Annotated in this window: 13 protein-coding genes; all 13 read left to right on the forward strand. The window is 66.8% G+C overall.

Annotation, left to right across the window (positions count from 1 at the left end):
* Positions 1–76 precede the first annotated feature (76 nt).
* The 13 genes from FHU31_RS02180 to FHU31_RS02240 all read left to right on the forward strand — a co-directional run bounded on the left by FHU31_RS02180 (position 77) and on the right by FHU31_RS02240 (position 13,718).
* Positions 77–874: an MlaE family ABC transporter permease gene (locus FHU31_RS02180; protein ID WP_090359087.1), complete on the forward strand. Its 798-nt coding sequence runs from the start codon at positions 77–79 to the stop codon at positions 872–874.
* A complete protein-coding gene (locus FHU31_RS02185; RefSeq protein ID WP_167155339.1) occupies positions 871–1,740 on the forward strand; it encodes an MlaE family ABC transporter permease in 870 nt (289 codons plus the stop codon). Before FHU31_RS02180 ends, FHU31_RS02185 begins: the two co-directional genes overlap by 4 nt.
* A gap of 4 nt (positions 1,741–1,744) precedes the next feature.
* Positions 1,745–2,965, forward strand: a complete 1,221-nt coding sequence (locus tag FHU31_RS02190) for an MCE family protein (RefSeq protein WP_167155342.1) — start codon at positions 1,745–1,747, stop codon at positions 2,963–2,965.
* Between the two features lie 85 nt (positions 2,966–3,050).
* Positions 3,051–4,082, forward strand: a complete 1,032-nt coding sequence (locus FHU31_RS02195; protein ID WP_167155346.1) for an MCE family protein — start codon at positions 3,051–3,053, stop codon at positions 4,080–4,082.
* A complete protein-coding gene (locus tag FHU31_RS02200) occupies positions 4,079–5,671 on the forward strand; it encodes an MCE family protein (protein WP_167155349.1) in 1,593 nt (530 codons plus the stop codon). Before FHU31_RS02195 ends, FHU31_RS02200 begins: the two co-directional genes overlap by 4 nt.
* Positions 5,671–7,320 (forward strand): virulence factor Mce family protein, encoded by a 1,650-nt coding sequence (locus FHU31_RS02205; protein WP_167155352.1) that lies wholly within the window; start codon positions 5,671–5,673, stop codon positions 7,318–7,320. The genes FHU31_RS02200 and FHU31_RS02205 overlap by 1 nt, the downstream gene beginning before the upstream one ends.
* Positions 7,320–8,471, forward strand: a complete 1,152-nt coding sequence (locus FHU31_RS02210; RefSeq protein WP_167155355.1) for a virulence factor Mce family protein — start codon at positions 7,320–7,322, stop codon at positions 8,469–8,471. Before FHU31_RS02205 ends, FHU31_RS02210 begins: the two co-directional genes overlap by 1 nt.
* A 6-nt stretch (positions 8,472–8,477) precedes the next feature.
* Positions 8,478–10,028: an MCE family protein gene (locus FHU31_RS02215; RefSeq protein ID WP_167160519.1), complete on the forward strand. Its 1,551-nt coding sequence runs from the start codon at positions 8,478–8,480 to the stop codon at positions 10,026–10,028.
* Positions 9,998–10,621: an Rv1363c family protein gene (locus tag FHU31_RS02220; protein ID WP_167155358.1), complete on the forward strand. Its 624-nt coding sequence runs from the start codon at positions 9,998–10,000 to the stop codon at positions 10,619–10,621. Before FHU31_RS02215 ends, FHU31_RS02220 begins: the two co-directional genes overlap by 31 nt.
* A complete protein-coding gene (locus FHU31_RS02225) occupies positions 10,618–11,595 on the forward strand; it encodes an RDD family protein (RefSeq protein WP_167155360.1) in 978 nt (325 codons plus the stop codon). The genes FHU31_RS02220 and FHU31_RS02225 overlap by 4 nt, the downstream gene beginning before the upstream one ends.
* Entirely contained in the window at positions 11,592–12,143 is a 552-nt protein-coding gene (locus FHU31_RS02230) for an Rv1363c family protein (protein ID WP_167155364.1), read from the forward strand. Before FHU31_RS02225 ends, FHU31_RS02230 begins: the two co-directional genes overlap by 4 nt.
* Positions 12,110–12,817 (forward strand): mammalian cell entry protein, encoded by a 708-nt coding sequence (locus tag FHU31_RS02235; RefSeq protein WP_167155367.1) that lies wholly within the window; start codon positions 12,110–12,112, stop codon positions 12,815–12,817. Before FHU31_RS02230 ends, FHU31_RS02235 begins: the two co-directional genes overlap by 34 nt.
* Positions 12,818–12,890: 73 nt before the next feature.
* Positions 12,891–13,718, forward strand: a complete 828-nt coding sequence (locus tag FHU31_RS02240) for an SDR family oxidoreductase (RefSeq protein WP_167155370.1) — start codon at positions 12,891–12,893, stop codon at positions 13,716–13,718.
* The last annotated feature ends 83 nt before the right edge of the window (positions 13,719–13,801 follow it).

Genomic DNA, 13,801 nt, shown 5'->3' on the forward strand with positions numbered 1-13,801 from the left:
ATGGGCAGGGAGGGTATGTGCCACACGTGATGCCGCTCCGTGCGGACCGTGACGATCTCGGGGGGAGTGCACCACGGTGACCGCGAGCAACGGCCTGGTCGACTACGTCCGCGATCAGCTGGAGAAGCCCCTGACCATGGTCGGTGGCTTCTTCAAAATGTGCGTGCTGACCGGCAAGGCTCTGGTGACCCGGCCCTTCCAATGGAAGGAGTTCGTCCTCCAGAGCTGGTTCCTGATCCGGGTGGCCTTCCTTCCGACCCTTGCGGTCTCGATCCCGCTGACCGTGCTCATCATCTTCACGCTGAACATCCTGCTGGCCGAGTTCGGTGCCGCGGACGTCTCCGGCGCGGGTGCGGCGCTCGGTGCGGTCACCCAGCTGGGACCACTGGTGACGGTGCTCGTGGTCGCCGGCGCCGGCTCGACCGCCATCTGCGCCGACCTCGGTGCGCGCACGGTGCGCGAGGAGATCGACGCGATGGAGGTGCTGGGCATCGATCCGATCGAACGGCTGGTGGCCCCGCGCGTGGTGGCGTCCACTTTCGTGGCCTTCCTGCTCAACGGCGCGGTCATCACGATCGGCCTGGTCGGCGGCTACTTCTTCGGTGTGTACATCCAGAACGTCAACGCCGGCGCCTACGTCTCGACACTGACCCTGCTCACCGGTTTTCCCGAGGTGATGATCTCGGTCATCAAGGCCACCCTGTTCGGGCTCATCGCCGGTCTGGTCGGCTGCTACCGCGGACTGACGGTGGCCGGTGGCTCCAAGGGCGTGGGCACCGCGGTCAATGAGACGCTGGTGCTCTGCGTGGTGGCGCTGTTCGCCGTCAACGTCGTGCTGACCACCATCGGCGTGCGATTCGGGACGACGACATGAGTACAGCGGCAGTTCTTCGGACCCGGTTTCCCCGGGCGTTCGGTCGAGCCTCCGGGTTCGCGGGTGCGCCGGGCCGGTTCCTGGACAGCATCGGGCACGTCGCCTGGTTCGTCGTCAACGCGGTCGGGCATATCCCGCACGCGTTCAAGCACTATCGCCGCGAGGCCCTGCGTCTGGTCGCCGAGATCGGGATGGGCACCGGCGCCATGGCGGTCATCGGCGGCACCGTGGCCATCATCGGTTTCGTCACCCTGTCTGCCGGCTCGCTGATCGCCATCCAGGGCTTCGCGTCGCTGGGCAACATCGGTGTGGAGGCGTTCACCGGATTCTTCGCCGCGCTGGCCAACATCCGCGTCGTCGCGCCGGTGGTCACCGGCCAGGCCATGGCCGCCACCGTCGGTGCGGGTGCCACCGCCGAACTCGGCGCCATGCGCATCAGCGAGGAGATCGACGCGCTGGAGGTCATGGGCATCAAGTCGATCTCGTACCTGGTGTCGACCCGTCTGATCGCCGGATCGATCGTGATCATCCCGCTCTACGCCATGGCGATCCTGTTGTCGTTCTTGTCCGCGCAGTCGGTCACGACGCTGTTCTACGGCCAGTCATCGGGCACCTACGACCACTACTTCCACACCTTCCTGCGGGTCGACGACGTCATGTGGTCGTTCCTGGAGGTCATCATCATGTCGGTCATCATCATGCTCAACCACTGCTACTTCGGCTATTTCGCCAGTGGCGGTGCGGTGGGTGTCGGTGAAGCTGTGGGGAGGTCGATGCGTACGTCGCTCATCGCGATCGTGATGGTGGTGCTGCTGGCCTCACTGGCCCTGTACGGCACCGACCCGAACTTCAACCTGACGGTGTAGCGAGATGACCGCACCCACTGGATCTGTGAACAAGCCCAAGACCCCGCCCTACAAGCTGGCCGGGCTGGTGCTGCTGCTCGTGGTGGCCGTCGTGCTCGGCCTGACCTGGGCGCAGTTCCGCGGCTATTTCGACAAGAAGGCCTCCCTGGTGGTGATGGCCGAGCGGGCCGGGTTGTCGATGGACCCGGGTTCCAAGGTCACCTTCAACGGGGTGCCGATCGGGCGGCTGAAATCCGCGGGCGTGGTGACCGACGGCGAGGAGTCGCGCGCCAAACTGCTCCTGGATGTGGAACCGCGGTATCTGAACATGATCCCGGCCAATGTGGACGCAGAATTGCGCGCCACGACGGTGTTCGGCAACAAGTACATCTCGTTCCTGTCGCCGGCCGATCCGTCGTCGGACAAGCTCAAGCCGGGTGCGGTGATCAACGCGACGAGCACCACCACGGAGTTCAACACGCTGTTCGAGACGATCATGGGGATCGCCCAGCAGCTGGATCCGGTGAAGCTGAACCAGACGTTGACCGCGGCCGCGCAGGCGCTGGACGGGTTGGGCGACAAGTTCGGCCAGTCGCTGGTCAACGGGAACGACATCCTGGGTGAGCTCAATGCCCGGATGCCGCAGATCCGCAGGGACACCAAGGGTTTGGCGGATCTGTCCGGGGTGTATGCCGATGCGGCTCCGGATCTGTTCGACGGGCTCAACCATGCGGTGGTCACCGCCAGGACGCTCAACGCCGAGCGCGGCAATATCGACAAGGCGCTGATGTCGGCGGTCGGGTTCGGCAACAACGCCGGGGACATCTTCGAGCGTGGTGGGCCGTATCTGGTCCGTGGTGCGCAGGACCTGCTGCCCACCAGCAAGCTGCTGGACTACTACAGCCCCGAATTGTTGTGCACCGTTCGCAACTTCCACGACGTCGCCCCCAAACTGGCTGCGGCCCTCGGTGGTAACGGCTACTCGCTGCTCACCAACACCGAGCTGCTCGGCGCGGGCAACCCCTACGTCTACCCGGACAATCTCCCGCGGGTCAATGCTCATGGTGGTCCCGAGGGCCGGCCGGGTTGCTGGCAGCCGATCACCCGCGACCTGTGGCCGATGCCGTACCTGGTGATGGACACCGGTGCCAGCATCGCGCCCTACAACCACTTCGAACTCGGCCAGCCGCTGGCCGCCGAGTACGTCTGGGGTCGCCAAGTGGGGGAGAACACGATCAACCCATGAGCGGAGCGAATAGACAGCAGGTGCGTGGCGCTTGCGCAACGATCGATCAAACGGCATGCGGGACCCGAGCCTGCGAGGGAGCCGCATGAGTATCAAAGGCACGATCTTCAAACTGGGAGCGATCTCGGCGGTGCTGCTCGCCTTCACCGCGATCATCTTCGTGGTGTTCGCCCAGCTCCGCTTCGACAAGACCACCAGCTATTCAGCGGTGTTCGACAATGTCAGCGGGCTGCGCAGCGGCCAGTTCGTCCGCGCCTACGGCGTGGAGGTCGGCAAGGTCAAAGATGTCACCCTGATCGACGACGGCCAGCACGTCCGCGTCGACTTCGCGGTGCAGAACGACCTGCAGTTGTTCCAGGGGTCCACCGCCGCGATCCGCTACCTGGATCTGATCGGTAATCGCTACCTGGAGCTGCGCCGCGGTGACAGCGACAAGATCCTGCCGCCGGGCGGCACCATCCCGCGCGAGCGCACCGAGCCGGCATTGGATCTCGACGCCCTGGTCGGCGGTTTCCGCCCGCTGTTCAAATCGCTGGACCCGGACAAGGTCAACAACATCGCCAACTCGCTCATCACGATCTTCCAGGGTCAGGGCGGCACCATCAGCGACATCCTGGACCAGACGGCGGAACTCACCTCAGCACTGGCCAGCCGCGACCAGGCCATCGGTGAGGTGATCACCAACCTCAACACCGTGCTCGAGACCACCGTCAAGCATCAGACGCAGTTCGACGACACCCTGAAGAACTTCGAGGCGCTGATCACCGGCCTGAAGAACCGGGCCGATCCGATCGCCTCGTCGGTCGCCGACATCAGCAACGCCGCCGGTTCGCTCGGCGATCTGCTGGCGGACAACCGGCCGCTGCTGCGGGACACCCTCGGGTACCTGGAGACCACACAACAGCCGCTGATCGATCAGAAGGACGAGGTGAACAGCATCCTGCAGCAGATCCCCGCGTCGCTGAAGATCATCGGCCGCGCCGGCGGACTCTACGGTGACTTCTTCAACTTCTACCTCTGCGATATCTCGCTGAAGCTCAACGGGGCTCAGCCGGGCGGGCCGGTCCGCACCGTCCGGGTGGTCACCCAGCCGTCGGGCAGGTGCACGCCGAAATGAGGACCATCCAGGGTTCGGACCGGGTCCGAAAAGGCGTGATGGGTGTCATCACGGTGGCGCTGGTCATCGGGGTCGGCTCGAGCTTGACCAGCGTGCCGATGCTGTTCGCGGTCCCGACGTATTACGCGCAGTTCAACGACACCGGCGGACTCAGCGTCGGGGACAAGGTGCGCATCGCCGGCGTCGACGTCGGCGACGTCACGAGCATGGACATCAAGGGCGACAAAGTCGAGATCGGCTACACCCTCGGTGGCCGCCAGATCGGTACGGAGAGCCGCGCCGCGATCCGCACCGATACGATCCTGGGCCGCAAGAACATTCAGGTGGAGCCCCGGGGCAACAAGATCCTGAAACCGCGCGGGTTCCTGCCGGTGGAGCAGACCCAGACGCCGTACCAGATCTACGACGCGTTCCTCGATGTCACCCGCGCCTCGCAGGGCTGGGACACCAAGGCCGTCAAGCAGTCGCTGAACGTGCTCTCCGAGACCGTCGATCAGACCTCGCCGCACCTGAGCGCCGCGCTCAAGGGTGTGCAGGAGTTCTCCGACTCGCTGGGCAAGCGCGACGAGCAGCTCAAGGCGCTGCTGTCCAACGCGGGCAAGATCGCCACCGTCCTCGGGGATCGCAGCGGACAGGTGAACGCGCTGCTGGTCAACGCGCAGACGCTGCTGGCCGCGGTCAACGACCGCCGCCAGGCTGTCAGCATGCTGCTGGAGCGGATTTCAACTGTGTCGCAGCAGCTCACCGGGTTCATCAATGAGAACCCGAACCTCAACCACGTGCTCACCCAGTTGAAGACGGTCAGCGATATCCTCAGTGAGCGCCGCAACGACCTGGCCGACACACTCAGCCTGGCCGGCAAGTTCGTCGTCTCGCTGGCCGAGGCGCTGGCGTCGGGTCCGTACTTCAAGGTGCTGCTGGCCAACCTGCTGCCGCCGACGCTGCTGCAGCCGTTCGTCGACGCGGCGTTCAAGAAGCGCGGTATCGACCCCGAGCAGTTCTGGCGCAACTCCGGTCTGCCGGCATTCCAGTTCCCCGACCCCAACGGCACCCGCTTCGAGAACGGTGCGCCGCCACCCGCGCCGACACCGCTGGAAGGGACCCCGGAGAATCCCGGACCCGCGGTGCCCCCGGGATCACCATGCTCGTACACGCCTCCGGCCGACGGTCTGCCCCGCCCCGGTGATCCGTTGCCGTGCGCGCATCTGGGAGTCGGTCCCTACGGTGACAACCCGTACGGGCCCAACTACGGAGCGCCGAATGTGGCGACGTCGGCACCGAATCCGGGCGGTATCGGCCCGAACCCGGGTGTCCCGTCCGCGGCGATCCCGGGCCAGCTGTCCCCCGATGTGCCCGGCACACCGGTGCCGATCGCACCCGGGCCGCCCGGCGCACGCCAGGTGCCCGTCGGTCCGCCCGGGGTGCCCACGCCCCCCGGCGACATCCCCGGTCGCGCGGTGCCCGCACCGATCCTGCCCGGGCCGCCGCCCCCGCCGGGGCCGGGCCAGCAGTTGTCCCCGGTGGGCACCGAACCCCTGCCCGGTAACCCGCCGTTCCTTCCGCCCGGATCTCAGGGGGTGGCTCCGTAATGTCGAGCGTCTTCAACATCCGAAACATCAAGCTGCCGCACTTCTCCCGGACGGCGGTGATCCTCACGGCCCTCGTGGTGGCGGTGGCGATCGGCGCCGGCGTGGTGGGCTGGAACGTCTACAGGAAGCTGACCACCACCACGGTGACGGCGTACTTCCCCGAGGTGCTCGCGTTGTACCCCGGGGACAAGGTCCTCATCATGGGTGTGCAGGTCGGCAAGATCGACTCGATCACCACCGACGGCGACAAGATGAAGGTCGTCTTCCACTTCAACAGCAAGTACAAGGTTCCGGAGAACGCGTCCGCGTCGGTGCTCAACCCCAGCCTGGTGGCATCCCGCGTGATTCAGCTGTCGCCCCCCTACACCGGTGGGCCGGCGATGGCCGACGGTGCGACGATCCCGTTGGAGCGCAACCAGATTCCGGTGGAGTACGACGAGCTGCGCGACCAGGTGACCCGGATCCTGGCCGATCTGGGGCCCTCCAAGGAGCAGCCCAAGGGCCCGTTCGGCGACATCATCGAATCGTTCGCCGACGGGTTCGCCGGGAAGGGCGAGCAGTTCAACAAGACCATTCAGGGCCTCTCCGAAGCACTCGATGCGCTGCATCAGGGCCGCGGTGACATCGTCGCGGTGATCAAGAGCCTCGCCACCTTCGTCAACGCGCTGTACAAGAACGACCAGCAGTTCGTGGCGTTGAACGACAATCTGGCGCAGTTCACCAACTCGTTCACCAACACCGATCGTGAAGTCGCCACCGCGCTACAGGATCTCAACAACGTGCTGGCGACCACCCGAAAGTTCTTGGACGAGAACGGCAAACCGCTCACCGCCGACATCAAGAACCTGTCGGATGTGACCACCACGATCCTGCAACCCGAGCCGCGTAACGGTCTGGAGACCGGCCTGCACGCGTACCCGAACCTGGTGTCCAACGTGGTGAACATCGTGTCGCCGAACCAGGGTGGCGTCGTGACCCTCCCGGTGCTGCCCGGTGTCACGAACTTCTCGAACCCGCTGAACTTCATCTGCAGCACCATCCAGGCCGGTAGCCGGTTGGGCTACCAGGAATCCGCGGAATTGTGCGCCCAGTACCTGGCGCCCATCCTGGACGCCATCAAGTTCAACTTCCTGCCGTTCGGGGTGAACATGGCCAGCACCGCGATTACGCTGCCCAAACAGATCGCCTATTCCGAACCGCGACTGCAGCCGCCGCCGGGGTACAAGGACACCACGGTGCCGGGTATCTGGTCGCGGGACACGTTGTTCTCGCACGGCAACCACGAGCCGGGCTGGATCGTGGCGCCGGGTATGCAGGGTGTTTCGGTACAGCCGTTCACGCAGAACATGCTGACCCCGGATTCGTTGGCGGAGTTGATGGGTGGGCCCGATATCGTGGCGCCGCCCGCACCGCCGGCGTTCGGTGTGCCGCCCGGTGGCAACCTCCCCGGCCCGCCGGATGCGTACAACGAGTCCAGCCCGTTGCCGCCGCCGTGGTACCCGCAGCCGGGCCCACCGCCGGTGCCGGCCCCGGGCGTGCTGCCCGGCGACCCGCTGGGAGCGATCGCGGCGCCGCCCGCGGCGGCCCCGGCCGCCGTACCGGCACCAGCCGGCCCGCCGCTGCCCGCCGAAGCCGGAGGGGGCAACTAGTGCGCACCCGTGATTGGAAGACGACCGGTCGGCGCACCGCCGCGCTGGCGGTGGCCGCGCTGGCCCTGAGCTCCTGCTCGCAGTGGCGCGGTGTGGCCAACGTCCCGCTGCCCGGTGGACCGGGAACGCAGGACGGTCACTCCACCATCTACATCCAGATGCCGGAGACGCTGGCGCTCAACGCCAACAGCCGGGTCCGGGTGGCCGATGTGTTCGTCGGCCGGGTGCGCTCGATCGAGCTGAAGAACTGGGTCCCCACCCTGACGGTGGACCTGGAGCCCGGCGTGAAGCTGCCGTCCAATGTGCTGGCCAAGATCGGCCAGACCAGCCTGTTGGGTTCGCAGCACGTCGAGTTGGACAGCCCGCCGGATTCGTCGTCGACGCCGCTGCGCAACGGTGACACCGTGCCGCTGAAGAACTCGTCGGCTTATCCGACCATCGAGCGGACGCTGGCCAGTATCTCGGGAATCCTGACCGGTGGTGGTATCCCCAACATCGAGGTGATCCAGAACGAGGTCAACAACATCCTGACCGGCCGGGCCGATCAGATCCGGGAGTTCCTCAACCGGCTGGACACCTTCACCCAGGAGATGAACAAGCAGAGCGCCGACATCACCCGCGCCATCGACTCCACCAACCGGCTGCTCGCCGTCGTCGCCAACCGCAATGACACGCTGGACCAGGTGCTCACCGAATTCCCGCCGCTGATCCAGCATTTCGCGGACACCCGTGATCTGTTCGCCGACGCGGTGACGGCCCTGGGCCGGGTGTCGGCGGCCGCCGACGACACGTTGAGCAACACCAACGCGAACCTGCACACCAACCTGGTCAACCTGCAGCGTCCGCTCAAACAGCTGTCGAAGGCCTCGCCGTACCTGGTGGGCGCGCTGAAACTGCTGTTGACGGTGCCGTTCAACATCGAGAACGTGCCGAAAGCCATTCGCGGCGACTACATCAACACCTCCGCCACCGTCGACCTGACGCTGTCCGCGGTGGACAACGGCCTGCTGTCGGGCACCGGGGTGTCAGGCATGTTGCGGGCGCTGGAACAGGCCTGGGGCCGCGATCCGGCGACCATGATCCCGGACATCCGATTCACACCGAACCCGCACAACGCGCCCGGTGGTCCGCTGGTCGAAAGGGGGGAGTGAGACATGTTGCTGACCAGGTTCATCAAGATGCAGCTGCTGGTCTTCGCTGCCCTGACCATCGTCGGTCTGGTGGTGCTGTCGCTGGTCTACCTGCGTCTGCCCACCGCCGCGGGGATCGGGATGTACCGCCTCTACGCGGATCTGCCGAACTCGGCAGGCCTGTACGAGACGGCCAACGTCACCTACCGCGGCACCACCATCGGCAAGGTGCGCGATGTCCAGCCCACCCCCAAGGGCGCGCGGATCACCATGGACATCGACAACGACAAGAAGGTCCCGCTCGACGCGTCGGCCAACGTGCACTCGGTATCGGCGGTCGGTGAGCAGTTCCTGGACATCGTGTCGGAGAAGGACGAGGGCAAGTACTTCAGCTCGGGGCAGACCATCACCAAGGGCTCGGTGCCGGCCGAGGTCGGTCCCGCGCTGGACGCCGCCGAGGCGGGCCTTGCCGCGCTGCCCAAGGAGAAGATCGGCCAGTTGCTCGACGAGACGGCGAAAGCCGTTGGCGGACTGGGTCCGTCATTGCAACGGCTGGTGGACTCCACCCAGGCACTGGCCGGTGACTTCAAGGACAACCTGCCCTCGGTGAACGATATCGTCGAGCATTCCGGGCCGATCATCGACAGCCAAGTGAACTCCGGGGACGCCATCGCCCGGTGGGCGGCCAACCTGAACACCATCACCAGCCAGACCGCGGAGCAGGACGGTGCGCTGCGCAGCGGCCTGCAGCAGGCGGCGCCGACGGCCGATCAGCTCAACGCGGTGTTCAGCGATGTGCGTGACGCGCTGCCGCAGACGCTGGCCAACCTCGAGGTCGTCATCGACATGCTCAAGCGGTACAACAAGAACGTCGAGCAGGTGCTGGTGGTGCTGCCCCAGGGCGCGTCCATCGCCCAGACCGCGACGATCTTCGCGCCGAAAGGCCTGCTGCACTTCGCCCTCGGGATCAACTCTCCGCCGCCGTGCCTGACCGGATTCCTGCCGGCCTCGCAGTGGCGGTCGCCGGCCGACACCACCACCCAGCCGATCCCGTCGGGCCTGTACTGCAAGATTCCCAAGGACGCACCGAACGCGGTGCGCGGCGCGCGTAACTACCCGTGCGCCGACTTCCCGGGCAAGCGTGCAGCCACCCCGGCCGAGTGCCGCAGCAACGAGCCGTATGTGCCTGCGGGCACCAACCCGTGGTACGGCGACCCCAACCAGGTCGTCGACTGCCCGGCGGCCGGCGCCCGCTGCACCCACCCCGTCGAGCCGGGCCGGGTCATCCCGGCGCCGTCGATCAACAACGGGCTCAACCCGCTGGGGGCCAGCCAGTTGCCGCCGCCGGAGGTTTTCGCCCCGACCAGTGACCCGCTCACCCCTCCCGGCCAGGGCACCGTCAGCTGCAGTGGACAGCAACCCAACCCCTGCATCTACACTCCGGCAGCAGGACCGTCGGCGGTGTACAGCCCGTCCAGCGGTGAGGTGGTCGGTCCAGACGGTGTCAAGTACACCGTCAACAACTCGATGAAGCCAGGAGATAGCGGATGGAAGGAGATGCTGGCGCCAGCCGGCTGAACCCCACCCCTGATGACCACGATCCAGAAGAACCGATAGCGGCACTTCCCGAGGCACAGCCCGATCCGGTGACCCCGGCGCACCAGCCGAGGCCGGAACGGCTGGGCTCGGGATGGGTGGCCGCGATCGCCGCCGGCCTGCTCGTGCTGACCGCCGGGCTGTCCGTGGTCGGCTACCTGGCGGTGCAGGCCAACGCCCGCAGCGCCCAGATCGGGCGCGATGACGCCGTCGCGCTGCAGGCCGCCAAGGACTGCGTGACCGCCACCCAGGCTCCGGACACGGCGTCGATGGGCGCCAGCCAGGCCAAGATCATCGAGTGCTCGACCGGTGACTTCGGGGCTCAGGCCGGGTTCTTCAGCGGCATGATGGTGGAGGCGTATCAAGCGGCGAACGTGAAGGTCGCGGTATCGGACCTGCGTGCCGCGGTCGAACGGCACAACGACGACGGCTCCGTCGACATCCTGGTGGCGGTGCGGACGAAGGTCACCAATTCGCAAGCCGCGGACCAGGAGCAGGGCTACCGGTTGCGGGTGACGATGCAGCGTGACGACGGCACGTACAAGATCGCCAACCTCGTCCAGGTGACGACGTGACGGCGGTGCTCGACGTGAACGATGCCGTGGACACCGCAGCAACCACCGCCACCCCCGACTTACCGGTGGCCTCCTGGAGGAGCCGGGCCGGGGCGCTGGCCATCGATGTGATCTTCGGGGTTGCCGTGGTGGTCATCATGGCGATGCTGGCCTGGATCTCGCCGTGGATGAGCTGGCAGTGGTGGGTGTTTGCGGTACTGGGGGCGGTAGTCACGCTGGCGGTGCTGGTGAATCGCTGGCTGATACCGGGATGGACGGGATGGACCCTGGGGCGCGCGGTCACCGGCATCCGGGTGCTCACCCGCACCGGCGCTCCGGCGGGCAGCGTCCGGTTGATCGTCCGCGATATCGCGCATCTGCTCGACACGGCCGCGGTGCTGGTCGGGTGGCTGTGGCCGCTGTGGGATCGGCGCGGGCGCACGTTCGCCGACCTGCTGCTGCGTACCGAGGTGGTGCGAGTCGACGCTCCGGCGCGCGATCTGCGCCGGCCGGTCGCGCTCGGGCTGGCCGCGACGGTGCTGCTGTGTTGCGCCGCAGCCGGACTGGGCTACGGCGCCGTATACCGGCATGACCGGGCGGTGGACGAGGCCAGAGCGCAGATCTCGGAGCAGGGCCCCCGGATCGTCGAGGAACTGCTCAGCTATACCCCGCAGACCCTGGCCGACGATTTCGCCAAGGCGCAGTCGCTGGCCACCGACGGCTATCGCCCGCAGCTGGTGGCCCAACAGGAGTCGGTGCGCAAGGCGCCGATCGTGGCCAATGAGTACTGGACCGTCAACAGCGCGGTCACACAGGTCGGCACGGACACCGCGACCATGCTGATGGCCATGCAGGGGCAGCGCGGTGCCGACCCGAAAACCCTGCGCGTCATCACCGCGACGGTGCAGGTGGATTTCGTCAAGTCCGGCGGACAGTGGCGGGTGGGCAACCTCACGGTGATCACCCGGCCCACCCCGGGCGGTGGTCCCCGATGAGCCCGCGCCGCCAGATCGACCCGGATGAGCCCGAACTCTTTGTCTCAGTGGATAGTCCGCCGAGGCGCTGGGGTCTGCCGGTGGTCGGTGGCGTCTGCGCGGTGGTGCTGGCCGCCGTCATCGGGCTGTGCACGGTGATGGTGATGGCACACGAATCGGATCGCCGTACCGAGGTCAGGGACGCGTCCGCACTGGCGTATGTGCGGGACTTCATGACCGTGTACACGACCATGGATCCGTTCCATGCCAACGACTATGCCGACCGGATCAAGGCGCAGGCCACCGGCGAATTCGTGAAGGCGTTCACCGAGAAGCAGAACGAGATCGTCATCCAGGTGGCGCGTCTGGAGCCCACCACGGGTGCGGTGCTCGCCGCCGGTGTGCAGCGCTGGAACGACGACGGCAGCGCCGACGTCCTGGTGGCCACCCTGACGACCAGCAAGACTCCCGACGGCAAACAGACCATCGAGACCGGAAGCCGTTGGTTGGCAACGACAATTCAGGAAGGGCGCCAGTGGAAGATCAGCCGGCTGATTCAGGTGATCTGACCACCGGGTCTGAGGACGACGAAGCCCAGGCCCAGCCGACGGGTAAGGCGGGTAGAGCTTCGGCGAGCGGCCCGGAGTCCGTCCCCGAGACGGACGCCGCCCCAGCGGATTCCGGTGACACGGAGCCCGCCGAAGAACCCGTGCTGGTGCCGCACCGGCCGGCGGGTAAGGCACTCAAGATCGTCGCGGCGGTGGCGGCGCTGCTGTTCGTGGCGGCCGGCGCGTTCGCCGGTGCGACGGCGCAGCAGTACCTGTCCGACCGCGCGTTGGTGCACACCAAATTGGACGTCGCCCGCACCGCGACCAGCGCCATCACCACGCTGTGGACCTACACGCCCGACGATATGGAATCGCTGCCCGACCGGGCGCAGAAGTATCTGGGCGGCGATTTCGCGGCCCAGTACCGCCAGTACATCGACGCGATCGTGGCGCCGAACAAGCAGGCCCAGGTGTCCAACAGCACCCAGGTGCTCGGTGCGGCCATCGAGAGCATCGGGCCGGACCGGGCCACCGCGCTGGTGTACACGAACTCGGTGGCCACCAGCCCGGTCACCAAGAACATCCCGTCGCTGCGTTACCTGTCCTATCGGCTGACGCTGGAACGCCGGGACTCGAAGTGGCTCATCACGGAGATGACGCCGGTCACGTCGCTGGATCTCACACCGAGGCTGTAGTCGCACGACGCGTTCGCGGCGTCGCCAGCGATCGTCGCTTTTCGGGCCCGAGGACTCCGGATAACCTGGCCACATGCCATCAGTACTTGTGACCGGCGCCGGACGCGGAATCGGGCGCACCATCGCCGAAGAGTTGGCCACGCGCGGGTGGGAGGTGATCGCGGGAGTCCGCTCGAGCACCGACGTGGCCGCCGTCGGCGCGGCGCACGAGCGGATAACGGGGGTACTGCTCGACGTCACCGACGAGGAACAGCTCGCGGCGCTGGATGCGGCTTTGCCGTCGAGGCTGGACGCCGTGGTCAACAACGCCGGCATCGTGGTCGCCGGTCCGATGGAGACGGTCACCACCGACGGGTGGCGAAAGCAGTTGGACGTCAACGTGATCGGTCAGCTCGCAGTCACTCGGGCGGTGTTGCCCCGATTGCGTGAGTCCCACGGCCGGGTGGTGTTCATTTCGAGCGTCAACGGCCGGCTGTCGACGCCGCTGACGGGTGCCTACGCGGCGTCCAAGTTCGCGCTCGAGGCGGCCGCCGACGCCCTGCGGATGGAGTTGGCGCCGTGGCGGATACCGGTGGTGCTCGTCGAGCCGGCGCAGACCGACACCGACATGTGGCGCACCGCCGACGCCATGGTGTCCGAGGTGGAGGCCGACCTGACGCCGCAATACCGTGAACTTTATGCCCGTCACGTTGCTGGCATGCGCAGGTCCGTGCCGATCTCGCAGCGGCTCGCGGTCGCACCCGAGACGGTGGCCGATGTGGTGTACACCGCGCTGACCTCGCGGCGGCCCCGGCCACGCTATGTCGTAGGGCTGGGCCCCAAGGCTCAAGTTGCCCTGCTGACTCATATCCCCACTGCTTTGCGAGATCGGCTTCTTCGTGTCGTGATGCGTCAACCCTGACCAAAACCCAACGCGCGCAAGACTTCGGCGCACGCGATAGTTCTCGGCAAAACCGTATCCGGGCACCGGCAGGGTGTTACCGT

This window comes from Mycolicibacterium fluoranthenivorans (genome assembly GCF_011758805.1).
GTDB classification, from domain to species: domain Bacteria; phylum Actinomycetota; class Actinomycetes; order Mycobacteriales; family Mycobacteriaceae; genus Mycobacterium; species Mycobacterium fluoranthenivorans.